This window comes from Brevibacillus thermoruber 423 (genome assembly GCF_000454065.1).
Lineage (GTDB): Bacteria > Bacillota > Bacilli > Brevibacillales > Brevibacillaceae > Brevibacillus > Brevibacillus thermoruber.
Map to the genome: position 1 here is coordinate 549,886 of NZ_ATNE01000001.1, position 24,708 is coordinate 574,593.

A 24,708-nucleotide genomic window follows, 5' to 3' on the forward strand; every position below is an offset into this window, starting at 1 on the left:
GATTGCCATGTCTTACGTTCCGACGGTTCTGCAATCGTACGATCCCAAGACGGACATCGATTTGTATCTGCCCCAGGCGTGCCTGCGCAAGTGGAAGCTCGCTCCGTCGACGCTCACCGTCCAGTTTGGCTGCAAGACGGCTTGCGCCCGCGTAAAGGGCATGGAACGAAGCGGCCTCACCCTGATTCGCCCCTCACTGGCCCACACGCTGCATTTGCCTACGGGAGTTCCCCTGCTGGCACGTTTTTACGCGAGCCAGCAGCGTCTTGTTTTTGGCCCCTATCTGGGCGTTCTGGTCTCCCGCTACGACACCCAGTCCCCGGCCGCCCCATTTGGTCCGTTCACCTCGTTCTTCAACGAGATGGCGGACGTCTGCAGCCGCCGCGGCGGGATCGTCTGCGCGTTTCGCATGCAGGACGTCAACTGGGATCAGCAGATCGTCCGCGGCATGATCCGCCGCAGCGGAGAATGGAGGCAAACGGTGCTGCCGCTGCCTCAATGCATCTACAACCGGCTCGTCTCCCGGAAGCGGGAGCAAAGCGAGGCCATGGGCGAATGGATCCAGCGGTGCAAGGAATTCAACATCCCGTTTTTCAACGAACAATTTCTCAATAAGTGGCACGTTCACACAGCTCTGGAAAACGAGCCGGCCGCCGCCGAACATCTGCCCCGGACGGTCCGCTATTACGGTCTGACGGATCTGAAACAGATGCTGGAGAGACACAGGACCGTCTACGCCAAGCCGACAAACGGCAGCATGGGACGCGGCATCATCCGCCTGCGGCGCACGGGCGGCGGGTATCAGACGACCCGGCCCGGCGGCGCGGCCAGAGCATTTTCGAGCATTTCCGGCCTGCATCAATACCTGCTGAGCCGGACAAACGGAAAGCCGTACCTGCTGCAGCAGGGGCTGCCGTTGATCGGCATCCAGCAGCGCCCCGCCGACTTTCGCGTGCTGGTGCAAAAAGACCGCAGAGGCGAATGGGTCGTCACGTCGATGGTCGCACGTCTGGGCCAAAACAGCGTCGTCTCCAACGTCTCGCGCGGCGGAGCGATGATCGGTCCCGCCCAGGCTCTGCGCATCTGCGGCCCCTGGGCAGCGGGTACGCGTCCGACCGTCGCGACGCTCCGTAGCGTCGCTCTGAAGCTCTCCCGGCTGCTGGAGCAGTCGCTCTCCGGCCGGTACGCGGAATTCGGCGTGGATCTCGGCGTCGATATCCGCGGCCGGGTCTGGCTCCTGGAAATAAACAGCAAGCCCTCCAAATCGGCCAACACGGTACCGCTGGCGGCCAGGGAGGAAGCCCCTCCCCGGCGCGCGCGTCCATCCGTCCTGCGAATGCTGGATTACGCCGCCTATTTGTGCGGGTTTCCCCGGACAGCCAAAAAAAGTAAAGGCAAGAAAATCAGACGAAGGTGACCCTCCATGACGTCAAACCAAAAAAGCCTGGGCATTATGACCCGATGCCACGGCCCCCATTTTCAGGAAAAAGCGTATTACAAAAAACTGACGCTGATCGGACGCAAGGCAGGCATCCACGTCTTTGTCTTTTCTCCGCGCCAGGTCGATTTTGCATCCCGTACCGTCGCCGGGTTTGAATATCGTGACGGCGCCTGGCGCAGCGGCACCTTTCCGCTGCCGGCCGTCATCTACGACCGCTGTTTTGTCGGTCCGTCATACCGCCACTATAAACCATTCGTGGAAAAGTTGCAAAACGATCCGCAGATCACGTTCCTGGGCCACGGTCTCTCCGGCAAGTGGCAGGTCCACCAGATGCTGAGCAAGTCGCCGGAGTTGGCCGCGTGGCTTCCTCCGACCGAGATCCTGACCATGTCCGCGCTGCGGGAGATGCTGGAAACGCACGGCTCGGCCGTGATCAAACCGATCGCCGGCACGCACGGTTCCGGCGTGGTGCGGATCGTTCCCACCCCCAACGGCTACGAGATTGCCGGGCGGGATCGGAAAAACGAGCCGTTTTCCCGCACGATCCGCACGGTAGAAGGGCTGAAGACCTTCGTCACCGGCTTTACCGCGGGGCGGACGTTTCTGGTCCAGCCGTATCTGTCGCTGCACACGCCGGACGGGACGCCGTTTGACGTGCGCGTTTTGGTGCAAAAGAACGGCCTCGGTACGTGGGAAACAACCGGAAAAGCCGTACGGCTGGGCGATAAGCGCAGCATCACGTCCAATCTCCACGGAGGCGGCAAGGCTGTGCCGCTGGGTCCTTTTCTCGCCCGGCATTACCAACCGAAGACGCAAGCCCGCATCAAACAGCAGATCGACCGCCTGGCGGCTGAGCTCCCTCCCTTTCTGGAGCGGGTGCACGGCCGGCTGGTGGAGCTGGGGATCGACGTCGGCATCGACACGGCGGGCAGCGTCTGGATCATCGAGGTAAACAGCAGGCCGGGACGGACCGTGTTCCGCATGATCGACGATCCGAAGGCCCGGCTCCACTCCATCACGCATCCGGTTCGCTACGCCCGCTATCTCATGAAAAGCATGTAGGAGGTAAACAACGCATGGAATCGATCAGAGTGCGGCTCCGCTTCCTGTCCTACCCGCATGTCTCGGGCATTATCCTGCCGCCCCACCTCTTCCAAAAGCTGCAGCTACGTCCCCGTCAAAAGATCAAGATCTCGCTGGGGAAACGGGAAGTGGTCGCCACCGTCTTTCAGGACCGGCGAAACCCGGACAGCAATGTGGTCAAGATCACGAGCCTGTTGAAAGCCGAGCTGGGCATTCCGCACGGCGGGCTGATCCACCTCAAATGGGAAGATGACACCCTGCGCATCGGCCCCTCCATCGGCATCGTCACCACCGGGCTGCGCAGCAATTCCCGCCAGCCGATCGGAGGGCGCACCTCGTTCTTTTACAACCTGCTGCAGGCTCAAGAGGGGAAAGGCGTCTTTTACTTTATCTTCTCCCCGCACGATGTAAACTGGGACCATCACCGCGTGGACGCCTGGTTCTTGCGCCCAACCAAGCAGGGCGGGTACGTCTGGCGGAAAATGAACACCGCCCTGCCCGACGTCGTCTACGACCGCATTCCTTCCCGGACGATGGAGCGCCACGAAGCCGTTCAGGAATTCAAATACAAGCTGGCCCACTCCGCCAACCTGCCGATGTTTAACCAGGGGTTTTTCAACAAGTGGACCGTGCATCAGATCCTCTACCCCAATCCCGAAGTGAACGAGCACATCCCGGAAACCTATTCCTCGCCGTCGTTGCAGACGCTCCGAACGCTTTTGCGGAAGTACCCGATCGTCTATCTGAAGCCGAAAAACGGCAGTCTGGGGTACGGCATCGTCAAGATCGTCCGCCAACCGGGGCGCGGATATGACGTCTCCTACCACACCGGCAGCAGAAACGTCAAGCGGCGCTTTGCCAAGCTCTCCTCGCTGTACCAGCACGTTTTCCGCACCCGCCGCGTCGGCTCCTACCTGGCCCAACAGGGCATCTCGCTCCTGACGTTTGACGGCCGGCCGTTTGACTTCCGCGTCCACCTGCACAAGAACCAACAGAACAACTGGGTCGTCTCCTGCATGGCGGCCAAAGTGGCCGGCTCCGGCAGCGTCACCACCCACGTCCGCACCGGCGGAACCGTCATTCCGGGAGACGAACTGCTGACCCACCTGTTCGGCAAACAGAAAGACTTGATGGTGGAACGCATCACCCGGGCCGCCATCCTCATCGCCACCGCGCTCGAACAGGCGAGAGGGACGGACATGGGCGAACTGGGACTGGACATGGGGATCGACACCCACGGCCACGTCTGGATGTTTGAAGCCAATTCCAAGCCGGGGCGGTCCATCTTCAAACACGCCCGGCTGAAACAGGCGGACCAGGAATCCCGCCGCCTGCTTGTCGACTACAGCTGCTACCTGGCCAACTTTTGAGTGGTGAGGCGAACCACCGTACAGGAAGGAGGAAACACCCATGCCCCAACAGCGCTCCGGGTGGCTGACCATCCTCCCCAGCGGCCGATGGTTTTTGCACGTCCCGCGACAAGCGCTCACGCCGAGCAGTCACCGGCAGTTGATCGCCAGCCTGGGGCCGTTTGACTGCAAAAAACGGCTTCACCTGGGCAATCCAAAGCCGCAGCCGGGCCGCATCCGCACCCGCATCAACTACAAGACCGTCAACAACTCCCTGAAGATCGGACCGCTGATCGGCATCCTGACTGTCGGCGCCGGACCGACCTTTCTCGGCAATCGTGATCATTTCAGGGACCTCTCCCTCTCCGGCAAAAAGTTGGGCGCGCTGGTCTACGTGTTCACTCCTCAGGGGATCAACTGGGAGAAGAAAAACGTCCGCGGCTATCTGTACGACGAACAGCAGAATCTGTGGCTGGAAACCGTGCTGCCGTTCCCGCACGTCGTCTACAACCGCATCCCGTCGCGTCAGGCGGAAAGGCGCTCCGACGTGAAGAAAGCCCTGGACCAGATCGAAGACTTGCAGAACGTCACGCTGTTCAACCGCTGCTTTTTTGACAAGCACGCGCTGTTTCGCATGCTCAGCAGCCACGCCGAGGTAGCCCCCTTTTTGCCGGAGACGAAGAAGCTGGATACGTTCACCCGCTTCCGAACCTTCTGCAACCAGCACCGGTTTGTCTACCTGAAGCCCGTACGGGGCAGAGCCGGGCAGGGCATCATGCGGGTGGAACTGAAAAAGAACGGCTGGCTCCTGCAGCGGCTGAAGGAAAAACGAGCGGTTACCCGCCGCTTCTCCTCGCTGTACGCCGTCTGGAAACACGTCAGATGGCACATGCGGAAACAGGGATACATCATGCAGCAGGGGATCAATCGGGCGCTGTTTCAGGGAAAGCCGTTCGACGTGCGCGTCCTGGTGCAGAAAAACGGCACGGGTGAGTGGTGTGTCGCCGGGATCGGCATCCGCCGCGCCGGATCGCAGCACATCACCACCCACGTGCCGCGCGGCGGTTCGATTCACCCGCTGTCCACCGTGCTGAACGCCCTGTTCCATGAAGAAGCCCCGGCCGTTGAAACGAAGATCAACGAGACCTCGCTGACCATCGCCCGCGCCCTGAACGAAGAGATCAAAGCCTTGGCGGAAATGTCGATGGACCTGGGACTGACCGCGGAGGGACAGCTCTGGTTTTTCGAAGCCAACGCCAAACCGGAAAAGTTTGACGAACCGTCCATCCGCCGCTCCTCTCTGTCCAACCTGATCCATTACGCACAGTACGTCTCCCGCCTTCCCGGCGGCCAGGGAATGGCGGCGGGGTAGCGGGGATGAACCTGGTCGTCCTGTCTCCCCGCTCTCTGCAGCAGGTTCAGCCGATCTTGGTTCGGTTCGTGCGTCAGCAGGGGGATCGGCGCATCGACAAGCAGGACGTGAACTGGTTGGACTATTTGACCCCGGCGATGCTGGCCGATGAGGAGACCGCGCTGGTGGTCGCTTTGGACGGCAAGCGGCTGGCGGGCGTGTTTGCCGTCGCCCGCTGCGGGCTGACCCACTCCCTTCTCGTCGTCGACAGGCGATACCGCAGGCGGGGAATCGGTCGGGCGCTCGCGGCGCGCATGTGCCGTCTGCTGCCCAAGCTGTACGTACGGGTGGCCGTCGACAACGAGCCCAGTCTCGCCCTGTTTCACAGGCTCGGGTTCCAACCGGTGAAGGCGAGAATTGCCCCTACCGAAAAGCCCACCTTGTGGCTGGCGTTCGGAGGCTGGAGCGCGGAGGATTTGGAACAGCATGCCGGATGATGGGGCCGGCATGCTTTTTTGCCGTCCATCCTTGTCCGGTTCGCTTGGCATGATGCCAGAATCAGGAGGCAGTGCGCTTGCGGGCGCAGGCCGGAGCGCCCGTTTTCTTCCAAATGAGAATTCTCTTGAATTGGAGTCACGTGCATTAGCTTCTAATCCTTGGAAATGATAATGGCAGGAGGTGTAAACACACATGACTCACTTCACACAAGGACAGCAGTACCAGCAGTTTCCATCTGTCGGCGCCCCTGCAAACGTCGTGTTTCAACCTGGTTTTGCCGGGACCAACGTGCAGGAAGTGCGCCAACTGAACCAAGGCGGCTATTCCGCATCCCTGGGCGGCGGGTACGCGCAGCAGGCTCAGCCCCAGCAGTCGTTCGGCCAGTCGTTCGGCAGCGCCCAAGCCGTGTTCCAGCCCGGATTCGCCGGGACCAACGTACAGGAAGTGCGCCAGCAGAACCAGGGCGGCTATTCCGCGTCCCTGAGCGGCGGGTACGCGCAGCAGGCTCAGCCCCAGCAGTCGTTTGGCCAGTCGTTCGGGGGGGGCGCGCAGGCCGTGTTTCAACCCGGCTTTGCCGGCACCAACGTGCAGGAAGTGCGCCAACTGAACCAAGGCGGCTATTCCGTATCCCTGGGCGGCGGGTACGCGCAGCAGGCTCAGCCCCAGCAGTCGTTCGGCCAGTCGTTCGGCAGCGCCCAAGCCGTGTTCCAGCCCGGATTCGCCGGGACCAACGTACAGGAAGTGCGCCAGCAGAACCAGGGCGGCTATTCCGCATCCCTGGGCGGCGGGTACGCGCAGCAGGCTCAGCCCCAGCAGTCGTTCGGCCAGTTGTTTGGCGGCGGCGCGCAAGCCGTGTTTCAGCCCGGCTTTGCCGGCACCAACGTGCAGGAAGTCCGCGCCCTCAACGCGGGCCAGTACGCTCCGCAGCAAATCGGCTCCATTTTCCCGGGCAGCTACTGATTCCGGCACAACCGGCACAAACGAAAAACGTGACCGTCACGAAACTGGCGGTCACGTTTTTTCGTGTTGATCGTGAGCATACCCGTCCCGGCGCCGGGCCGGACAGCCTCAGCCGGAGACGGTCGGCGCGGCGGGGGGATTGGCTTCTCTCGCGGCCATGATCGCCGCATACAAGGCGTGCAGGTCTTGAAGGCTCTGCTCGTCCACGGTAAACGTCACGTCTCCGAACCGGTATCCGTCCCTCTCGACGCACGCCAGACCGGGGCCGTCATGCTGCCACTGCGCCTGGACGCATGCCTCGGTCTCATCCAGCAGCTCCCGCACCTTCACGTGCTTTTCCAACGTCTCGCGGAAGCGCTCCATCACCTCCGCCTGACGCTCGTCCTGCCGCGCCAGCCGATAGAGGGCCATCTCAATCTGCAGCCAGCAGGTGACGTACAAGTGAAACTCCAAAAACAGCGTGGTCATCGCCTGCCGCAGTTCCTGGTCGCTGCCGCACTCCCGTCGCCGCAGCCAGGCTTCCCTGACGTCCGCCTTTTTCTCCTGGATCACGTCGTAGTGGCTGACCGCTCCCCGGTAAAACTTGCGCACGATGTTGTACAGCATCTCCGGCGTGCGGGGCGGCAGCCCCCGATAGCGATGTTTGACATCCCGCATCGTCACGTCGCCTCTTCCTGTGGTTTCTCTTTCTTTCATTGTACCGCAGAACCGGCAAAAACGCGCACGAAAACCGCTGGATTTTGCACGCTCTCCGTCCATGCCGCCGCGGTTCCTCCTGGAGAATGGTCCGGCTGACAGCGAACGCTGCCGGAGGGCGGACGCGTTTCGCCGCCGCCACCGCCGGAACGCCCGTGAACATGCAAAGAAGTGGTTTCTGCCCAGACACGAAAGGCATGAGGGGGAATGGCGGGATTGCTGGCTGCTTGCCTACCGTCCATCCAACCATCGGCACGACGAATAGCAAAAAAGCCTGGCGTCTTGCCAAGCTTTTTGCGTATTGGAGGCGAATCGTACAGCAGTCCCATCCCCCTGATTACAACGTTTTCATACCGGGCTTCCAGTTGGCCGGGCAGAGGCCGCCCGCCTGCAGCGCCTGCAGGACGCGGAGCGTTTCGTCAACGCTGCGGCCGACGTTCATGTCGGTCACGACCTGGTAGCGCAGCACGCCTTCCGGGTCGATGATGAACAGGCCGCGGTGGGCCGCGCCGGTTTCTTCGTCAAGCACGCCGTATGCCCGGGCCGTTTCCTTGTTGAAGTCGCTGGCCAGCGGGAACTTCACCGGTCCGATGCCGTTCTGTTCGCGCGGGGTTTGGATCCAGGCGCGGTGCGTATAGACGCTGTCCGTCGACACGCCCAGGACCTCGCAATCCAGGTCGTGGAATTCGTCCAGGTGGTCGCTGAACGCCGTCACTTCCGTCGGGCAGACGAAGGTGAAGTCAAACGGCCAGAAGAACAGGACGAGCCACTTCCCCTTGTAGTCGGCCAGGGTGACGCGCTCTTCCAGCGTCTCCAGGTTTTTCGTCGTCAGCATGGAAAAATCGGGGGCGGGTTTGCCCACTTTCAGTTCCACTCGCGGTGCTGTCGCGTTCGTTGTCATGTTGGTTTCTCTCCTCTCCGGGTATGGGTGTCGGGTTACTGGCTGCTCGCTTCCAGGCTGGCCAGCGCCTTCTTGATGCGGGTCGGGTTGAAGCCGAGAATCTGCTTGTCGCCGATCAGCGTCAGCGGCACGGACATCACGCCCAATCGTGCCAGTTCCTCGCGATACGTCTCGTTTTCGTCGATGTTGCGCTCTTCGTAGGAGATGTTTTGCTCCTCCAGATAGGTTTTCAACTGCTTGCAGAAGCCGCAATTGGTGCTGGAATAAACGATTGCTTGTGCCATGAAACGGTCGCTCCTTTTCTCTCGGAATTCTTATTTGTACTGCGGTACGATTTTGGACCGCTTGTTGATGTACTTGTCGACGGCCATCGCCGCGATGGCGCCGTCTGCGGCTGCGACGACCGCCTGCTTGACCGGCGTTCTCCGCACTTCGCCGGCGCCGAACACGCCCGGTACGGCAGACTGCATGTACTCGTCGAGAATCATGTACCCTTCCTCATCCAGCGGGACCTGATCCTCGAGAAAGTCGGTGCCCGGTTTGCTGCCCGACAGGAAGATGAACACGCCGTCGACGGGAAGCAGTTCCTCTGCGCCGTCCGGCCGCCGGATGCGGACGCCTTCCACCTTCTGTTCGCCGACGATCTCCAGCGGACGCGTGCGGAACAGCACCTCCGTATTGGGCAACTCCGGCATCTCGTCTACGCCCTGCAGGTCGCCGCGCGGGATGATGAAGGTGATCCTGCTGGCAAACTTGGTCAGCGCCATGGCTTCCTCCAGCGCCTCCTCCGTGTCGCCGATCACCGCGACGTGCCCGCCTTGGTAAAACGCCCCGTCGCAGGTGGCGCAGGTGCTGACGCCTCTGCCCAGCAGGCGTTCCTCGCCGGGCAGCATGCGGTTGCGTCCCTTGGATCCGGTGGCGACGATCACCGCTTTGGCTTCAAACGTACCGTGCGCGGTGTAGATGCGTTTCACCTCGTCCTCCACATCCACCGCCGTAATCGTCGTCTGCAGGAACTCGGCGCCAAAGCTCTGGGCCTGCCGCTTCATTTTGTCCAGCAGTTCTTTACCCGTCAGCTCGCCTTCCACACCGGGGTAGTTGGCGATTTTATGGGTCAGGGCAAGCGCGCCGGAGCCGGGCGCTTTGTCGATCACCAGCGTCTTCAGGTTGCCCCTCGCCGTGTAGATGGCAGCGGATGTGCCCGCCGGACCGCTGCCGATCACAATCACATCGTACATGCCAGCTCCCCCCTCTTTCCATGATCAAATTAAAATGATTATCAACTGGGAACAGTTATCATTTTACTAGATCCAAAGTAAAAGTCAATATCTATTTATAATTATTTTAATTAAAACGTATATGTAAAACACTTTTGACATTTTTTCGGAAGATTGGTACGCTGTACATGTAAAACATCTTTTACATTTTCACAAGGAAGAGACCGCCAATGGAAAACAAGATCAAGCAACTGCGCAAGCTGAAAGGCATCTCCCAGGAAGAACTGGCCAGGGTGTGCGGCGTCTCCCGGCAGACCATCAACGCCATTGAAAACAACAAGTACGATCCCAGCCTCAAGTTGGCGTTTCAGCTTGCCCGCGCGCTTGGGGTGACGGTCGACGAACTGTTTCACGCGTAAGGAGGAGATGTGAGATGAAGATGACGACACGGAAATGGGGAGCCGCCTTGTTCGGAGCGGGCACTGCCATCGCCGCAGGGTTTACCGTGTACAAGTGGCTGACGGGCCAGTCCGTCGGCTTCAGCGAATTGACGTCCACGGCGATTCTGCTCGGTTCGTTTCTCTCCGCAATCACCTGGGGATCGCGTGAAGAGGGAGACGGGCCGGCCGAAGACGAAGAACTGGGTCGGCATATCACGATGAAAAGCGCCAAGATCAGCTACTTTATCCTCACCGGCCTGCTGCTCGCTGCCCTCGTTGTGGAAAAATGGGCGTTCGGCCGGGAAAACATGGCGCTGATCGTGGTCACCTGCTTCTCGATGATCGTTCTGCCGCTCACGGAGTGGATCGTGTCCAGGCAGTACCGCTGAAAGGGAGCCGCCCCAACGAACACAAGCCCGAGCTGTCCGCCCGGGCTTGTGTTTTTCCCCGCCTATAACACGTTGGCTGTGCAGATGTGCCGGTAGCGATTGCAGCGGCCCATCCCCTCCCCGTACGCTCTCTGCGGGCCGTCAAAGTACAATCGCTCCGCCTCCAGTTCCTCGATGTTCCCGATCGTTCCCTGCAGATAGTCCGTGACGCGCCGGATCGCGGTGTCGATCCGGGCGAGCAGTCCGCCGTAGCGGATATCCAGCACCTCCCAGCCGAACGGCTTGTAGATGCGATGCCACTGGTCGCGATGCGCCCGCCGCAGTTCGTCGACGCGCCGGTGCAGCTCGGGCAGATCGCGGGCGCACAGCCGCTCCAGTTCGTCCCGCCTGTTTTCCTCGTACCCGCGCTTCAGCCTGATGCCGATCTCGCTTTTCACGCTCAAGACTTCACACAGCCTGACCGGCACCTCGAAAACGTGCCGCCACGCCTCGTTCTGCCTCGCCGCCTCTGCCAGCGCACCGGCCAGCCGCCGGTAATGGGAGGCGACGTCCCGCCCCTCCACGTGCCGGTCAAACAGGCCGAGCAGGACGTCCTGCCAGAGCAGGTACCGGCCGGGATTGTCCGGCTCCAGCGTCTGCCGCCACTCGGCACCGGGCGGCGTGTCGATCGAGCCGAGCAGCCTGAACGCTTCGGGATCGGCGCCTGCGCAAAAGCGAAACCGTCTGCTCAGCTTGCCCTCGTCCAACTGCCGGGCGTAGCCGTGTTCGGCAAACAACTGCAGGCCGAGCAGGCTGGAAAACAGGTGGTTCTCCCCTCCGTCGTCCATCCAAATCGCGGCAAACACGTCCGTGATCCCCTCCCGCTTGCACGCCTCCAGCGCGGCGTTGGTGGCGAGGAACGTCTTCTCGTAATGAGTCCCGATCCCCGAGAACGTCCAGATTCCTCCGGCAAAGACCGGCAGGGAGCCGAACTGCTTGTGCAGGCGAATGTACTTCTCGTAAAAGGCCGGGTCGGTGTGGTAGTAGTCCCAGTAGACAAACCGGACGTCCCGCGGCATGCCGGCGATCACGTCCGGAGGGATGACGGCGGCCTCGTCGTAGTAGTCACCCGTCTTTGACCCGATCCGGATGTACATGTCGCTCCAGATCATCGGAGCAAGCCCCAGTCTGCGCGTAATCGCGAGCACACTGTTCAGGTGGTGCGTCATGATCTCAAACCGGGGCCGATACCCGTACAGGTCGAGATACCTCCCTCTGCCCAGCCCGTGCGCTTCGTCCATCCCGATGTGAATGTTCTTGCTGCGAAACGGCCTGGCGGCGGCCGTGATCATCTCTTCGACAAACCGATAGGTCCGCTCGTCCCCCGCCAGCAGCACGTCCGGCGTGTCCCGCAGACCGTCGGCCGCCCTCCACTTCAAAAACGTCTCCAGGTGGGCCAGCGTCTGGATGCACGGGATGACCTCGATGCCGAACTGATGGGCGTAATCGTCGATCTCCCGCAGTTCCCGGGGCGTGTACCTGCCGCGCATGTAGCCGAAGTAGGGTTGGCTGTCGACGGTGTACGTGTCTTCCGTGTACAGCATCAGCACATTCAGGCCCATGACCGCCATGTGCCGCAGCAGGGTTTTCACGCTGTCCACGGTCGGCACGGCATTGCGCGACGCATCCACCATTACGCCGTTCATCGCAAACTGGGGTTCCTCCCGTAGCCGGACCGGCCTCTCAGGCGCCTCCCGCAGGGCCTCCACGAGCAGGCCCAGGCCGCGGAAGAAGTGAATCGGTTGGCCGTAACGGATCTCGCCCCGCCCGTTTTCCCACGATACCGCAATCCCGCCCGGCTCGCGGATCGCGCGCACGGGAATGCCGTCCGGCGCATGAAGCACGCCCAGTTCCCCGCTCAGCGCCTCCACGCCCGCCGCCACCTCCGCCAGCTCTCCGTCCAAGCGAATCCCAAGCCGTTTGCCCATCGGTTCCTCTCCCTCCTCCTTCGCACAAGCGGTCACACCTTCACGACATACGCATGTTCGCCCTGACCCGCTTCCCGGCGAATCAGCATCACCTCGCCGCTCATGTGCGTTCCCGCGAATTGATAGCTGTCCGGCCCTTGATGGGAAAAGAGCGCCACCGCCGACCGCCCCTCCCGCCGGATCTCCAGCGCCGTCACCTGTTCCGCCGCCAGCAGGCGGTCCCGCGTATCCCTCACCTCCAGCTCCCGCACGGCAAGGCCGGCTTCCTCCCGCCCCAGATGGGTGGTGAGGATGGTCACGAACGCGTGAAACCCGTGTGCCACCTGCCGATAGACCAGCTTCGTCGCCTTCCGCTTCTGGTTGTAGTGGCGGGGAAACCAGCAGGGCTGCATCGTCCACTCGCCCCGGGCCCGGCCGAGCTGCATCAGGGTCAGGTTGCCGCCCTCGGAAAAGGCGGTACGGGCCGTGCCTGTCTCCTGATCGATCCGCAGCGGGACGTCCTCGGCAAAGTGAAAGTGCTGCGCGTATCCGTGAGCGCCGTCGGAGCGGAAGGTATCCACCACGATCCAGCAGTCCGGCGGGACGTACAAAATCCGCCGCAGGACCTGCACCGGCCGGCTGAGCGACAGGTACCCGTCGTGCCCTGCCTGCGCGTACGCATACGCCTCGTGAATGCGGCAGTACCTGTCAAGGGGCAGCGCCGTCCTGCCCCACTGCCACGAGTCGATGTAGGCCGACACCGGCAGGCCGTCCACGGTGACGACGTTGTGCTGAAACGCCTCCTTAAAATACCGGCGCTCGTCGTTCTCCATGTAGGTATAGCGGCCGGCATCGACGAGAAACTCGCGGCCGTGGGCCGACAGCTCGATGTGCAGCAGATCGTCGTGGCCGTGCGCTTTTCCCGTCAGGGCCATGTGTCCGGCGTCAAACAGCAGGTAATGGGCGTCCGGCGACCACCCGCTGCGCATCGCGACATACCCGGCCTGTTCGAGATGAACCGAGGCAAACGCAGGCGGTTCGGCCGGGAGCCGCTCGTACGCGTCCACCCCCTCGCGGCCGAAGTACCAGATGCCCTGATAGTCCAGCACGGGATAGGCCTGCGATTTCAAGTCTCCCCGCGCAAACAGCACGGCGCCCTGGCAGAGAATGTCGCGGATGTCGGTATCGTCGCTGTCGCTGGCCATCGGCTGGTGACCGTTGGGTTTCAGCAGAGCGAGGGAGGCCGTGTACATGCTATAGAGCGTCCGCTTCAGCTCGTCGGGATACGCCAGTCCGTTTTTCTCCGCCAGCCAGACGCATTCGAACAGACACTGCAGCACTTCGTGGTGGTACATCGGGGACTGCTCGTTGTGCATGCCGTCTTCAAACACCTGCAGGCGGACCATCGCGGCCAGCCGCTCGACGGCCGCGCTCAGCCAGGTCTGCGCCTCGGCCAGGGCGGGAAACAGCAGCCCGATTTGAAACAGTCCGTTCATTTCCAAAAATCCCCAGTTGCTCTGCCGGTCGTGCGGCACGTAGGCGATGTGCAGGTACATCCCGTGCAGCCGGAGCGCATCCCAAAACAGGCGCTCTTCGTCCGTTCCCCAGGCGGGAGAGGTGCGGACGCAGTGATAGCCCTTGATCCAGTTGACGATCCGGATGCCGCTGTCCAGCTTGCGCCACGTATCCTTTACGTTGTAAAAACGCTCCCGGCTGGCGTGCACCTCTTCTTCCGTCAGCGGGTTTTGCGCCAGCCAGTCCGTCATCAGCCGAACAAACCCGGCCGCGTACTTCTCGTCGCCGGTCAGCCAGTACGCCTGCCCCAGTTCCGCCATGTACCGCGCCCGATTGAGCATGACCGTCCACTCGAAATCCCCGTTGAGCCGGTACGTCCAATCGATGCGGCCGGGAAAGGAAACCGGCGTGTCGCAGCGTTCCATGTCCCAGCGGTGGGTAAAGACAAAGGTGTTTTCGCAGGCGAGGTCCGCCCGTTTCAGCACCTCGGCGACCTCCTGCGGCCAATGGGACCGGCAGGCGGCAGCCAGATACTCCCGGTCCTGCTCGGACCAAAAAAACGCAGGCGTTGACCTGTGTTCAGCCATGGTTCCTCCTCCTCGGGAAGCGGGGAGTCCTTCTGCGTGACCTCGTCCCCGCTTCGTTCATTCTGTCGGCGCGATCGTCTTCACCTCGTCAAGCGATTGCCTGACGCACGACTCCGCCTGCTCGCCGAAGTATTCGAACGACACGAATCCCCGGTAGCCGCGCCTGCCCAGTTCAGCCAATAGCTTCCGGTTGTCCACGTCTCCCGCAAAGACGGACACGGGAACGCTGTCGGCCCACCGCTGCGGCTGCCAGCGGTAGTTTTTGAGATGGACGTGGTCGACCCAGCGGTACAAGCGATCAAGCGCGTCCAACTGGTCCCGTCCGTCCACGTACAGGTTGAAGCCGTCAAAAATCAGGCGAAGGCGCGGGTGATTCGCCGCGGCCAGAAGCGTTTCCACCCCCTCGACGCTGTCGGCCAAGGTGTTGTTGTGCAGCTCCACGGCGACGGTTACGCCGTACCGCTCCCCTCGTTTCGCCGCCTGCTCCAGGGCGGCCGCCATCCGCTCCCGCTCTTCCGCCGTCGACTGCGCAAACGGCTTGCCGCCGGCAAAGACACGGACGGCCGGACAGTCCAACGCGACCGCCTGCCGCATCGCCGCCTCCGTCTCCGCCAGACTCTCCGCTTCCCCGCCGGCGGAAAAACGGGCGTACGTGCTGATCACGGGCACGGACATCCCCAAGCGGCGCAGCAGCTCGCGCGCCTGCGCCAGCGTCCCGTCACGCCCGTTCCCTCCATCCAGATGTCCCGTCCAGATTTCGATCCCGTCCAACCCCAACCGGCCGGCAGCAGCGGCTGCCTCTTCCAGCGTGTTTTCCTTCCATCCCGTCGTGCACATGCTCCATTTCACCGCGCTGTCCCCCCCTGTGCGACTTCGACTTCCGCGCCGAGACAATGGGACCGGTACATGGCCTCCACCACGCAGACGACGCTTTTCCCATACGCTCCGGAGCACTCCGGTTCGGAGCCGGAGCGGATCGCCTGCAGCAGTTCCGCAAACTGCAGCGCGAACGGATCGACTTCCTCCTCCACGGCGACGCGCCGGTATTCCCCGCCGTCGCTCATCCACAGCCCTTTCCCGCTGACCAGCTTCAGCATCCCGCCGGTAAAGATCAGCTCGGTTTCGTCTTTCGCCGCTCCCTTGTACCCCGACTGCGAAATCGTCGCCGCCACGCCGCTGTCCGTCTCCAGGTAGGCCAGCCCGCTCCCCTCGACATCTCCCCTCGGGCCAAAATGACTGACGGACGCCTTCACCCGGACTACCCTGCTGTCCGTCAGCCACTGCAGCTTGTCGACGGAATGGACGCCCAGATTCATCAGGATGCCGCCGCCCGCCTTGGCCCTTTCCAAAAACCAGGCGGGGCGCTCTTCGCGGAAGTAGTGGAGGTGGCGCGTGTCGTTGACCATCACCAGCCGGCCCAACGCCCCGGTTTTCGTCAGCTCTTTGGCCCTGCGATTCTCCGGCTTGAAGTGCTGGGTATGGCCCACCATCAGCGTCACGCCGTGCTGCTGCGCCGCCCGGATGATCGCATCGCACTCCGCTTCGTTCCGCGCCATGGGCTTTTCCAGCAGGATGTGGCAGCCGTGTTCCGCTGCAAAGACGGCCGCCTCCCGGTGCAGGTGGTGCGGCAGCGCCACAACCGCGATGTCGGGCTGTTCCCGCTCCACCATCTCCCTGTAGGACACGTAGGGAGTGACGCCGAAGCGTCTGCCCGCCGCTCGCGCCCGATCGGCGTCGATGTCGGCGACCGCGACCGCCTGCAGCTCACCGCTCGCGCCGATCGCTTCCAAATGGCTGTTGGCGATTTCGCCCGCCCCGATGACGACGACCCGGTACATGTAAGTCCCTCACCCTTTCCGCTTCCGCACGGAGCCGTTCGCCCCCTGCGCGCCGTTTACTTCAAACCGGAACTGCCTGCTCCGTGGACAAAGTACTTTTCTCCCAGGAGAAAGACAATGAGAATCGGCAGGAGGCTCATCAGCGCGGCCGCCACCAGGTACTGTTCGTTCCCCGTCCACTGCCCCTGCAGCGCCAGAATGCCGATCGGCAGCGTGTACTTTTCCTTGGACGTCAGGTACAGCACCGGCAGCAGAATCTCGTTCCACTTGGTCATGAAGGTAAAGATGGCCAGCGTGGCGAGAGCCGGCTTGCACATGGGCAGAAACACCCGCCAGTAGATTTGAAATGGGTTGCAGCCGTCCAGCTTGGCCGCGTCCTCATACGCCGTCGGGACGCTTAAAAACGCCTGCCGCAAAAGAAAGATCCCGAACGGCTGCCCGAGCCACTCGATGATCCACAGCGGCATCAGGGTATCCAGCATGTTCAGCTCCTTGAAGATGATAAACTGCGGAATCATCGTCACGACGGCGGGGATCATCATCGTTCCCAGCACGATCAGGAACAGCGTGTTTTTCAAGGGAAACTCCAGACGGGCAAACGCGTAGGCGATCATGGAGTTGGACAGGATGGCCCCGATGACCGACAGGATCGCGACGATCAGGCTGTTTAAAGTGTAGGTGCCAAAGTCGGCCATGTTCCAGACTTCGGCGTAGTTGCTCCACTGCGCGGGATCGGGCAGCCACGTGGACGGCACGGCCGTGTACTGCTGATACGTCTTCAGCGAGTTGAACACGGCGGTGGCAAAGGGCAGCAGCATCACGAGCGAACTGACCAGAATCACGGCGTAGCCGGCCGCTTTTTTCAACCGGAAGTAGTTCATGGAACGTCTCCTTTCGCTCCGGGACCTACCCTTCATTTCTCGTAATACACCCAGCGCTTCTGCAGTTTCACCTGGATCAGCGTGAACGCGAACAACATGATGAACAGCACCCAGGCGATCGCCGAGGCATAGCCCATATGGAGGAAGGAAAAGCCTTCGCGATACAGGTACACCATGAGCAGCAGACTGGCGTTGTTGGGGCCGCCGGCCGCCGTGGCGTCCACCGATCCGCCGGTCATCACGTAGATTTGCTCAAACGCCTGAAACGTGGAGATGGTGCTCAGGATGAGGACCAGAAAGGTCGTCCCGGAGATCATCGGCATGGTGATGTGGAAAAACTTCCTGACCGCTCCCGCCCCGTCCATGTCCGCCGCCTCGTACAGCTCCTGCGGAACGTTTTGCAGCCCCGCCAGAAAGATCACCATGATGTAGCCGACGCCCTTCCAGACGGCCACCAGCACCAGGATGGGGATGACCAGCCACTCGTCCTGCAGCCATTTCTGCGGCTCCAGCCCCAGCCGCATGAGGAGGGAGTTCGCCATGCCGAAGCGCGGGTTGAAGATCGCGTCGGCCACGTAGTAGATCACCGTCCAGGAGGAGATGACCGGCAGAAAGTGAGCCAGCCGGATCAGCTTCAGCCCCATCAGCTTCTGGTTCAGCGCGACCGCCAGGACCAGCGCCAGAAAGGTTTGGGCCGGCACGAACAAGACGGCGAAATAGACGGTGTTCCACAGCGCCTTCCAAAACACTGGGTCGTGGACCAGCTTCTCGTAATTGGCCAGACCCACCCACTGCGGCGGATTCAGGATGTCGTAGTCCGAAAAGCTGAAGTAGAGCGAGGCGAGAAACGTCACCGCCACAAACACGACGAAGTGGACGATGTAAGGGGAGACCATCAACAGCCCCCATCTCCCCTCACTCTTTTTTTGGGCATGTTTCTTCACCGTTTCCATCGCGACGCGCCCTCACTTTTGGTAAAATGCGTCCAGCACCTGCTGTACGTCCCGATCCGCCTTGGCCAGCGCTTCCTCCACCGGCATCTCGCCCAGAAAGGCGCGGTTGATGCTGTCGTTGAACTTGCTCAGCCACTCTTCCCACACCGCGTTGTCGTCCAGCCGTCCGGCGAAGGCGAAGCTGTCCAAAAACGCCTGCTTGTTTTGCGGCGGAGTGCCGGTCTCGAGGAACAGCGGGGAGTTTGCCACCGATTTTTTCACCGGCACGGCTTCGCCCAGACGGGCCCATTCCTTCTGCACCTCGTCGTCCGTCACCCAGTACTTGATCCACTCCCAGGCCGCCTGCGCCTTCGCGTCGCTCGTCTTGCTGTTGATCACCCAGGAATTGGCGATGATCGGGGCGAACCGCTTGCCGTCCGGCCCTTTGGGCAGCAGGGTCACGTCGTAGTTCAGACCCGCTTCGTTGGCCGCCAGCACCCTGGCGTAAATGCCGATCCGCATCGCCGCCTGCCTGCTGGGGAACGGGGCGACCGGGCTCTTGAAGCTCTTCAGATCGCTGGGATCGGTAAACAGGTTCCGCTTCATCCCGTCCACGATCCACTCCAGCGCCCGCTTGTTTTCCGGCGATTGGATGACCGACTTCTGCATCGTCTCGTCCAGCACGCCGCCGCCGTAGGACTTGAACACGCTCATCCAGCCCTCGGTGATGCTGAAAAAGGCCAGGCCGAATTGATTGACAGCCTTGCCGTCGAAGGCCGGGTCGCGGGCATTGCGTCCGCTGCTGTCAAGCGTTAGCACTTCCGCCGCTTGTTTCAGATCGTCCCAGGTCCAGTTCTCGTTCGGGTACGGCTGGCCTGCTTTGTCAAACATCTCCTTGTTGTAAAACAGCACCGCGATCTGAACCCCCTGCGGCACTCCCCAGTAGCGTCCGTTGGCGTCCTTGTTGAACTCCAGGCCGTAGTAGTCGTCCGTGTTCAAGTCTTTGCTGACCCAATCGGTCAAGTCCTTGGCAGCCCCCCGCTCGGCAAACTTGGCCACGTAGACGCCGTCGGAGAGCCAGACGTCCGGTGCGCTGCCGGCGGCTATCTGGGTGTCCAGCTTTTGAAAGAACTTGCCGTACGGCGCCGATTCGGTCGTGACTTCGATGCCGGGGTGCTTATCCATGAACCGTTTCACCAGCTCCTGCATTTTCGCGTCCGAACTGCCGGACGAGTAGTAGCCGAGCTTCAATGACACTTTTTCGCCGGTGTTCCCGGCGGCGTCCCGGCTGCCCGAACAGCCGGAGACGAGCAGCGCTCCGCTCAGGCCAACGGCTGCCAGCCACGTGACGATGCGGTGTTTTCGCATGCGAATCCCCCCGTTTTTCTTCTCCGTTTCAAACCGGATGAGCCGGGACTGCCGTCAGGACGGTGGGCCGCTCATCCGCGTCGAAGTCCTTATTGTTAAAAGGTTAAAAACATTCAGATAAAAACGGCCGTACTTCAACTGTACGCAATCCCCGGATAATGGGTCAATGTCGAAAACCCGTCTGGAATTCCCGCCCGCTCACTCGGCCGAGGCCCGCTCCTGCTCGCCGCGGCAGACCGGGGAGGCGGCAAAGGAGAGGCGGTACACCTGCCGCGGCCTGCCCCGCGACGTGATTTTTTCCACCCCGACGATTTCCACCAGCCCGGCGTCGAGCCACTGCAGCATGATACGGTGGGCGCTGCGGACGGTCACCCCGAGGATCGAAGCCAGCTCCTGCGCGGTGTACTCCGTTTTCCCCAGGCGCGTCACCTGTGCCATCAGCTTGCTCATGTAAGCGGCGGTCATGCCCGCCTTTTCCGCCTTTTGCAGCAGATCCTTGTCGGTGATGGACAGCCCGTAGACCATCGGATGAGCCATCTCGACCGGACCGATGACGCTTCTGTCTTCCAGCACGATGAAGCAGATGTCCCCTCCGAACTCTTTGGACTGGCGGAGCGCCAGCCGGGCGTGGGTTCCCGCTTCGTTGGCCGACTTGCCAAAGCCGACGCCGATGCTGAGCGAGACGCCCAGGGCGGTTTTCGCGTCCGTCAAGAGCGGAATCGATTTGTACCCTCTCGTCTCCCGCTCGAAAATCCCCCGGGTGGTGACAAACTGGTACTCTCCCCCGCCCAGGCTGGTCAAATAGCCGTCCAGACAGCCCACGTAATCGAGAAACATCCGGTGAATCTCCAGTTTCCGCTTCTGCACGTCGTACTCGGACGTGCTCCGCTCCACCCACTGCGTGTAGCCGTCGATCTGAATCAGTCCGAAGACGATCTGCGACTCCTTGTTGCGCCGCTTCTCCGTCGACAGCAGGGCCCGTTCCAGGGAAACGGTGATGTCCTGGACGGTGGGCGTCACCCACTCGTTGGGGATGCCGAGACCGGTCAGCGCGTCGGACACAGCCTTCACGCCCGTCAGCGCCCCGTCGCTTCCCCCCTGTTCAAACGCTTCCCGGTGAAAGCGGATCATCTCCTCCACCTGATAGGAGCCTCCGCCGTAGTAATGCATCGCGGCAAACGGCTCCCCCAGTTCATCCAGCACCTTCTCCACCGCCTGCCGGGCAAGCGTGTCAATCGAGAAGCTGCCCCGCCGCCTGTGCGGATTCAGGCGAAACAGCGCGCGGTACAGACCCGTTCCCGTCAGCGGCACGTAGTGGACCGGGACGGAAAAGGCCACGGATTCCTTGGCGATTTTGTACGGATAGTAGCCGGAGAACAAGAGCACCTCCACTTCGTCCATCAGCTCGCGGGCAAAGACGGGCGCGTCCGCGATCTGATCGGAGGCGCGAAATACCGGGATGAAATTGGGAAACGATTTGATCGCCTCCCGGATGCTTTCCACGATCGCGACAGGGCCGATGACCCCGATCTTGATTTTGACCTGCATCGCCACGCCCTCCTCCCTGCGCCTGTCGGGACTTACGACAGCCACTCGTCCAGATGTTTCCGGACAAACGAATCGTCGTTCAGCTCCGGGTACTCCCGGTACACGCGGTCGATTTCCTCCCGCTGGCCGTCCGACAGCTCTTCATCCGGCCGAAGGCACCATCGCCCGGCGAGGAGCCCCTGCCGCCGCAGCACTTCGTGGATGCCGGGGATGCACCCGGCAAACTGATGAGCGGGGTCGAAAAAGGCGGCGTTGGCGTCCGTGACGGCGATCCCGCGGGCCAGCAGTTCCGCCGGGATCACCCCGCTCGCCCTCACCCGTTTGATCTCGTCGAGCAGCCGCACCGCCGCATGCGTCCAGACCGCCCAGTGGCCGAGCAGCCCCCCGACGATCCGTTTTTCCACCGGTCTTCCGTCCACCCAAACCCGATAGGTCGTCAGCAGATCGGCGACGATGTTGTCGTCGTTGCCCGTGTACAGGGCGATGTCGTCGCGGCGGCTGGAGCGGCAGACCGCCCGCACCACATCGAGCGTCTGGTACCGGTTGAACGGGGCCAGCTTCACCGCCATGACGCCAGGTATCTCGGCAAACTCCCGCCAAAACGCGCCGCTCAGCTCCCGTCCCCCGACAGCGGGCTGCAGGTAAAAGCCAAACACCGGGATCACCTTGGCGATCTCCTCGGTTCGCCGGAGCAGGTCCGCCTCACTCCAGTTGTGTAGCCCCCCCATGCTGACCAGCCCCAGATCGTAGCCCAGACGCGCCGCCAATTCCGCTTCGTGCAGCGCCTGCGGGGTGGGGCCGCAAATGCCGGCCACCTTGATGAACGAGTCGGTTTTTCCCGCCCGCTCCACCTCCTCGACGGCGAGGCGCAGCACCGGTTCCAACAGATTGATCTCCCGGTCCCTGATCGCAAACTGGGTCGTGTGGACCCCCACGGCCACTCCACCGGCTCCGGCAGCCAGATAGTATCGCGTCAGTCCGCGCTGCCGCCGTTCGTCCAGCTTGCGGGAGGCGTCGAGAGCGAGCGGGTGGGCGGGAATCACCACTCCGTCGCGAAGGTGTGCGGCAACGGCCGGACGAAGCTCTTGAACCACCTCAAAATTCCCCCTTTCGCTCCTGGAAGCGCGTCGCTTTATTCAATATCTCGCCGCCCGCTTCGATCCACTCCGCCGTCCAGTCGATCATCTGCCTAAGCGAGACCCGCGGGTACCCGAACAGCCGATGGGCTTCGGCCGCATTGCTCAAGAGGGCGGTCTCCTGCTCCTGATTCACGAAGACGGGATCGACCGCAAACCGCTTGGCGAACTGTTCGGCCAGCCAGCGTACGGAAACGGTTTCCGGACCGGTTACGTTCAGGACGCGCGGAGGCGTCTCGCACAGGGCGAGGGAGCGGATGGCCATGTCGTTGGCGTCCCCCTGCCAGATGACGTTGACATGCCCCATGCCCAAATCGATCGGCTGCCGGTCGCGGACGGCTTTCGCCACTTCGAGCAGGACCCCGTACCTCATGTCTATCGCGTAATTCAAGCGAAAATGCAGCATGGGGATGTTGTAGGCAGCGGAAAAGTAGGAAAAAATCCGCTCCCGGCCCAGGCACGACTGCGCGTATTCGCCCACCGGCGACACCGGCGTCTCCTCGGTGGCTCCTCCCCGGTTCAGCGGCATCAGCGGATAGACGTTCCCCGTCGAATAGGAGACGATCCGCGCGTGGCGAAACGCTTCCGCCACCCGCCCCGGCAGGTAGGCATTCATCGCCCAGGTATACGGCTCTCTGCCGGTCGTGCCAAACTTTTGGCCGGCCATGAAGATCACATTTTCCGCCTTGGGCAGCCGCTGAAGCTGTTGGTCGTCCAGCAAATCGGCGGCGATCGTTTCAATCCCGGCCGATTCCAGCCTGGATCGGAGCGTCCCGGAGGAAAAACGGGAAACGCCGATCACCCGTTGGTTTCCCCCCGCCGCCCTGATCGCGTTTTTCGCCAGCATGGCCAAACTGGGTCCCATCTTGCCGCCGACGCCGAGGATGATCAGGTCCCCGTCCAGTTGGGATACTGCTCGGATCAAATCGACTGAAGGTTCTGTCATTTTTCGTTCCAGCTCTTCCACTGTCTTCATGCGTTCCTCCCGATTTACGTGTTCTTCCCGCGAGAAGCTGCAGCACGACGCTGTAGGTTTATTGTATGAAGGGGGACGTTGAACAGACAAGGACGAAAACGCGTCTGAAAATCGGCGGACAGAGGCCGGAAATTCCCCTACTACTCGGTATTTTTTTGCCATTCCGAATTCGGTCAAATTCGTTGACGAATCAAGCAAATCGGGCTACAGTACCTCTATCCCGCTTAAACGCACAAAAGCACAAAAGCCGTAAAGCCAAAAAGCGGGAACGTGCATGCATCCCATTTTGTACAAGGAGTATGACTATTGATGAACAAATCGTTGTCGTTTGCGCAAAGCGCTTCGGTGCTGGTCGCCGTCTTCGCCGTGCTGTTTCCCGCCATGTTCTGGGGAAAAGCGGAGCCGCACATGCCGCTCCTGGCCGCGACCGTGGCCTCTGCGGTTCTGCTGCGCCTGTACGGAATCACGTGGAGCCAGATGGAGGAAGGTTTGGTGAAAGGGGTGCAGTCAGCCGTCGGGCCGATGCTGCTCCTCGCGCTGATCGGCATCCTGATCGGGGTGTGGATGATGAGCGGGACGATTCCGACCATCCTGTACTACGGGATCGCCACCATCCAGCCGCAGTACTTTACGCTGAGCGCCCTGTTCCTGACGATCGTCGTCTCGACCGTGACCACCAGTTCGTTCACCACGATCAGCACGGTCGGCGTCGCGATGATGGGGGTCTCCGCCGCCCTGGGGCTTGACCCGCTCGTGACGGCGGGCGCCGTCATCTGCGGTGCTTGCTTTGGGGACAAAATGTCGCCACTGTCCGACACGACCAACATTGCCGCCGGGGTGGCGGGCGTGCCGTTGATGACGCATATCCGCTTCATGACGCGGACTACAGTGCCCGCGTTTGCGATTACCGTGCTCTTCTTTGGCCTGCAGGGACAGACATCCCCTGTCGACCTGCAGGGGATTTCCGCCATCCGGCAGGAGCTGGAGCAGCACTTTACGCTCTCGGCCCTGACGCTGCTGCCGGCGCTGGCCGTGCTCGTCTGCTCCGCCATGCGCATGCCGCTCATGCCGACGCTGGTTCTGGGCATTGCCAGCGGGATCGCGACCGCTGCGCTGCTGCAGGGGGCGACCTCGCCGGCCGAATGGCTGAACGTGATGCAAAACGGCTTTCACGCCGAGTTCGCCAACGACACCGTCGCCTCGATCGTCAACCGGGGCGGCCTGATGTCGATGACCTGGTCGCTCTCCCTGATCCTGATCGCGCTCTCCCTGGGCGGTCTGCTGCAGCACGGCGGCGTGTTTGACGGCCTGTTCCGCGCGCTGATGCAGCGGATCAAGCGGGACGGCGACCTGGTCGGGCTGGCCGGAACCTCCTCCATTCTGGTCAACGCCCTGACCGGCGAGCAGTACCTCTCCATCCTGCTGCCCGGCCAGATGTTTCGGGACGCCTTTGCCCGCAGGGGGATGGCGCTCAAGCGTCTCTCCCGCACCCTGGAGGACTGCGGCACGCTGGTCAATCCGCTCATTCCCTGGGGGGTGAGCGGCGCGTTTTTCACCACCACCCTGCACGTGTCGACGGTTGACTACCTGCCGTACGCCCTGTACCTGTGGCTGTCGCCGCTGTTTACGTTTCTCTACGCCTGGTTCCGCCGCTGA

General features: G+C 62.0%; 24 protein-coding genes. 9 read left to right on the forward strand and 15 right to left on the reverse strand.

Features of this window, described 5'->3' with window-relative positions; all coding sequences use genetic code 11:
• Positions 1–7: 7 nt before the first annotated feature.
• The 6 genes from M516_RS0102610 (at position 8) to M516_RS0102635 (ending at position 6,682) form a co-directional block, all read left to right on the forward strand.
• Complete coding sequence (locus tag M516_RS0102610) at positions 8–1,417, forward strand: YheC/YheD family endospore coat-associated protein (protein WP_029097746.1); 1,410 nt, start codon at positions 8–10, stop codon at positions 1,415–1,417.
• 6 nt (positions 1,418–1,423) lie between these two features.
• The gene (locus tag M516_RS0102615; protein ID WP_029097747.1) at positions 1,424–2,503 is read left to right on the forward strand and encodes a YheC/YheD family endospore coat-associated protein; all 1,080 of its coding nucleotides are present in this window, start codon (positions 1,424–1,426) and stop codon (positions 2,501–2,503) included.
• A gap of 14 nt (positions 2,504–2,517) precedes the next feature.
• Positions 2,518–3,894, forward strand: coding sequence for a YheC/YheD family endospore coat-associated protein (locus M516_RS0102620; RefSeq protein ID WP_029097748.1), 1,377 nt, complete (start codon positions 2,518–2,520; stop codon positions 3,892–3,894).
• Between the two features lie 40 nt (positions 3,895–3,934).
• On the forward strand, positions 3,935–5,245 hold the full coding sequence (locus tag M516_RS0102625) for a YheC/YheD family endospore coat-associated protein (protein ID WP_029097749.1): 1,311 nt from the start codon (positions 3,935–3,937) through the stop codon (positions 5,243–5,245).
• Positions 5,246–5,250: 5 nt separating this feature from the next.
• The gene (locus M516_RS0102630; RefSeq protein WP_029097750.1) at positions 5,251–5,721 is read left to right on the forward strand and encodes a GNAT family N-acetyltransferase; all 471 of its coding nucleotides are present in this window, start codon (positions 5,251–5,253) and stop codon (positions 5,719–5,721) included.
• 193 nt (positions 5,722–5,914) lie between these two features.
• Entirely contained in the window at positions 5,915–6,682 is a 768-nt protein-coding gene (locus tag M516_RS0102635) for a hypothetical protein (protein WP_029097751.1), read from the forward strand.
• A 108-nt stretch (positions 6,683–6,790) separates the two neighbouring features.
• On the opposite strand, the gene M516_RS0102640 is transcribed toward M516_RS0102635, so the two are convergent.
• From M516_RS0102640 to M516_RS0102655, 5 genes are read right to left on the reverse strand one after another with little or no spacing between them, the layout of a single operon-like run.
• Positions 6,791–7,339: a hypothetical protein gene (locus tag M516_RS0102640; protein WP_029097752.1), complete on the reverse strand. Its 549-nt coding sequence runs from the start codon at positions 7,337–7,339 to the stop codon at positions 6,791–6,793.
• Between the two features lie 35 nt (positions 7,340–7,374).
• Positions 7,375–7,707 (reverse strand): hypothetical protein, encoded by a 333-nt coding sequence (locus M516_RS25105; RefSeq protein WP_152523332.1) that lies wholly within the window; start codon positions 7,705–7,707, stop codon positions 7,375–7,377.
• Between the two features lie 8 nt (positions 7,708–7,715).
• Positions 7,716–8,279: a peroxiredoxin gene (locus M516_RS0102645; protein WP_029097753.1), complete on the reverse strand. Its 564-nt coding sequence runs from the start codon at positions 8,277–8,279 to the stop codon at positions 7,716–7,718.
• Positions 8,280–8,314: 35 nt separating this feature from the next.
• The gene (locus M516_RS0102650; RefSeq protein ID WP_029097754.1) at positions 8,315–8,563 is read right to left on the reverse strand and encodes a glutaredoxin family protein; all 249 of its coding nucleotides are present in this window, start codon (positions 8,561–8,563) and stop codon (positions 8,315–8,317) included.
• A 30-nt stretch (positions 8,564–8,593) separates the two neighbouring features.
• The gene (locus M516_RS0102655) at positions 8,594–9,517 is read right to left on the reverse strand and encodes an NAD(P)/FAD-dependent oxidoreductase (protein ID WP_029097755.1); all 924 of its coding nucleotides are present in this window, start codon (positions 9,515–9,517) and stop codon (positions 8,594–8,596) included.
• A gap of 209 nt (positions 9,518–9,726) precedes the next feature.
• On the opposite strand from M516_RS0102655, the gene M516_RS0102660 reads away from it, so the two are divergent.
• On the forward strand, positions 9,727–9,915 hold the full coding sequence (locus M516_RS0102660; RefSeq protein ID WP_029097756.1) for a helix-turn-helix transcriptional regulator: 189 nt from the start codon (positions 9,727–9,729) through the stop codon (positions 9,913–9,915).
• A gap of 14 nt (positions 9,916–9,929) precedes the next feature.
• A complete protein-coding gene (locus M516_RS0102665; protein WP_051188070.1) occupies positions 9,930–10,325 on the forward strand; it encodes a hypothetical protein in 396 nt (131 codons plus the stop codon).
• Between the two features lie 62 nt (positions 10,326–10,387).
• Here M516_RS0102665 and M516_RS0102670 read toward each other — a convergent pair whose 3' ends face one another.
• The 10 genes from M516_RS0102670 to M516_RS0102715 form a co-directional block, all read right to left on the reverse strand.
• Positions 10,388–12,292: a beta-N-acetylhexosaminidase gene (locus tag M516_RS0102670; RefSeq protein WP_029097758.1), complete on the reverse strand. Its 1,905-nt coding sequence runs from the start codon at positions 12,290–12,292 to the stop codon at positions 10,388–10,390.
• Positions 12,293–12,324: 32 nt separating this feature from the next.
• Positions 12,325–14,373: an alginate lyase family protein gene (locus M516_RS0102675; protein WP_029097759.1), complete on the reverse strand. Its 2,049-nt coding sequence runs from the start codon at positions 14,371–14,373 to the stop codon at positions 12,325–12,327.
• Positions 14,374–14,430: 57 nt separating this feature from the next.
• On the reverse strand, positions 14,431–15,222 hold the full coding sequence (locus tag M516_RS0102680; protein WP_029097760.1) for a sugar phosphate isomerase/epimerase family protein: 792 nt from the start codon (positions 15,220–15,222) through the stop codon (positions 14,431–14,433).
• Entirely contained in the window at positions 15,219–16,211 is a 993-nt protein-coding gene (locus tag M516_RS0102685; protein WP_029097761.1) for a Gfo/Idh/MocA family protein, read from the reverse strand. Before M516_RS0102685 ends, M516_RS0102680 begins: the two co-directional genes overlap by 4 nt.
• 56 nt (positions 16,212–16,267) lie before the next feature.
• Positions 16,268–17,092 carry a carbohydrate ABC transporter permease gene (locus M516_RS0102690; protein WP_029097762.1) on the reverse strand — a complete coding sequence of 275 codons (825 nt, stop codon included), beginning with the start codon at positions 17,090–17,092 and terminating at the stop codon, positions 16,268–16,270.
• Positions 17,093–17,124: 32 nt separating this feature from the next.
• Positions 17,125–18,045, reverse strand: a complete 921-nt coding sequence (locus tag M516_RS0102695) for a carbohydrate ABC transporter permease (protein ID WP_029097763.1) — start codon at positions 18,043–18,045, stop codon at positions 17,125–17,127.
• 12 nt (positions 18,046–18,057) lie between these two features.
• Positions 18,058–19,392: an ABC transporter substrate-binding protein gene (locus M516_RS0102700; protein ID WP_029097764.1), complete on the reverse strand. Its 1,335-nt coding sequence runs from the start codon at positions 19,390–19,392 to the stop codon at positions 18,058–18,060.
• A 198-nt stretch (positions 19,393–19,590) separates the two neighbouring features.
• Positions 19,591–20,940, reverse strand: a complete 1,350-nt coding sequence (locus tag M516_RS0102705; protein ID WP_029097765.1) for a helix-turn-helix domain-containing protein — start codon at positions 20,938–20,940, stop codon at positions 19,591–19,593.
• A 32-nt stretch (positions 20,941–20,972) separates the two neighbouring features.
• Positions 20,973–22,034, reverse strand: a complete 1,062-nt coding sequence (locus M516_RS0102710) for a dihydrodipicolinate synthase family protein (RefSeq protein ID WP_029097766.1) — start codon at positions 22,032–22,034, stop codon at positions 20,973–20,975.
• 1 nt (position 22,035) lies between these two features.
• The gene (locus tag M516_RS0102715) at positions 22,036–23,052 is read right to left on the reverse strand and encodes an NAD-dependent epimerase/dehydratase family protein (protein ID WP_029097767.1); all 1,017 of its coding nucleotides are present in this window, start codon (positions 23,050–23,052) and stop codon (positions 22,036–22,038) included.
• A 309-nt stretch (positions 23,053–23,361) separates the two neighbouring features.
• Here M516_RS0102715 and nhaC point away from each other — a divergent pair, with 309 nt between their 5' ends.
• Positions 23,362–24,708, forward strand: coding sequence for a Na+/H+ antiporter NhaC (gene nhaC / locus M516_RS0102720; RefSeq protein ID WP_029097768.1), 1,347 nt, complete (start codon positions 23,362–23,364; stop codon positions 24,706–24,708).

Bases quoted from the DNA above. Each gene is read 5' to 3' on its own strand.
- M516_RS0102610 (WP_029097746.1), top strand. From the start codon at position 8: ATGTCTTACGTTCCGACGGTTCTGCAATCGTACGATCCCAAGACGGAC.
- M516_RS0102615 (WP_029097747.1), top strand. From the start codon at position 1,424: ATGACGTCAAACCAAAAAAGCCTGGGCATTATGACCCGATGCCACGGC.
- M516_RS0102620 (WP_029097748.1), top strand. From the start codon at position 2,518: ATGGAATCGATCAGAGTGCGGCTCCGCTTCCTGTCCTACCCGCATGTC.
- M516_RS0102625 (WP_029097749.1), top strand. From the start codon at position 3,935: ATGCCCCAACAGCGCTCCGGGTGGCTGACCATCCTCCCCAGCGGCCGA.
- M516_RS0102630 (WP_029097750.1), top strand. From the start codon at position 5,251: ATGAACCTGGTCGTCCTGTCTCCCCGCTCTCTGCAGCAGGTTCAGCCG.
- M516_RS0102635 (WP_029097751.1), top strand. From the start codon at position 5,915: ATGACTCACTTCACACAAGGACAGCAGTACCAGCAGTTTCCATCTGTC.
- M516_RS0102640 (WP_029097752.1), bottom strand. From the start codon at position 7,339: ATGCGGGATGTCAAACATCGCTATCGGGGGCTGCCGCCCCGCACGCCG.
- M516_RS25105 (WP_152523332.1), bottom strand. From the start codon at position 7,707: ATGGGACTGCTGTACGATTCGCCTCCAATACGCAAAAAGCTTGGCAAG.
- M516_RS0102645 (WP_029097753.1), bottom strand. From the start codon at position 8,279: ATGACAACGAACGCGACAGCACCGCGAGTGGAACTGAAAGTGGGCAAA.
- M516_RS0102650 (WP_029097754.1), bottom strand. From the start codon at position 8,563: ATGGCACAAGCAATCGTTTATTCCAGCACCAATTGCGGCTTCTGCAAG.
- M516_RS0102655 (WP_029097755.1), bottom strand. From the start codon at position 9,517: ATGTACGATGTGATTGTGATCGGCAGCGGTCCGGCGGGCACATCCGCT.
- M516_RS0102660 (WP_029097756.1), top strand. From the start codon at position 9,727: ATGGAAAACAAGATCAAGCAACTGCGCAAGCTGAAAGGCATCTCCCAG.
- M516_RS0102665 (WP_051188070.1), top strand. From the start codon at position 9,930: ATGAAGATGACGACACGGAAATGGGGAGCCGCCTTGTTCGGAGCGGGC.
- M516_RS0102670 (WP_029097758.1), bottom strand. From the start codon at position 12,292: ATGGGCAAACGGCTTGGGATTCGCTTGGACGGAGAGCTGGCGGAGGTG.
- M516_RS0102675 (WP_029097759.1), bottom strand. From the start codon at position 14,373: ATGGCTGAACACAGGTCAACGCCTGCGTTTTTTTGGTCCGAGCAGGAC.
- M516_RS0102685 (WP_029097761.1), bottom strand. From the start codon at position 16,211: ATGTACCGGGTCGTCGTCATCGGGGCGGGCGAAATCGCCAACAGCCAT.
- M516_RS0102690 (WP_029097762.1), bottom strand. From the start codon at position 17,092: ATGAACTACTTCCGGTTGAAAAAAGCGGCCGGCTACGCCGTGATTCTG.
- M516_RS0102695 (WP_029097763.1), bottom strand. From the start codon at position 18,045: ATGGAAACGGTGAAGAAACATGCCCAAAAAAAGAGTGAGGGGAGATGG.
- M516_RS0102700 (WP_029097764.1), bottom strand. From the start codon at position 19,392: ATGCGAAAACACCGCATCGTCACGTGGCTGGCAGCCGTTGGCCTGAGC.
- M516_RS0102705 (WP_029097765.1), bottom strand. From the start codon at position 20,940: ATGCAGGTCAAAATCAAGATCGGGGTCATCGGCCCTGTCGCGATCGTG.
- M516_RS0102715 (WP_029097767.1), bottom strand. From the start codon at position 23,052: ATGAAGACAGTGGAAGAGCTGGAACGAAAAATGACAGAACCTTCAGTC.
- nhaC (WP_029097768.1), top strand. From the start codon at position 23,362: ATGAACAAATCGTTGTCGTTTGCGCAAAGCGCTTCGGTGCTGGTCGCC.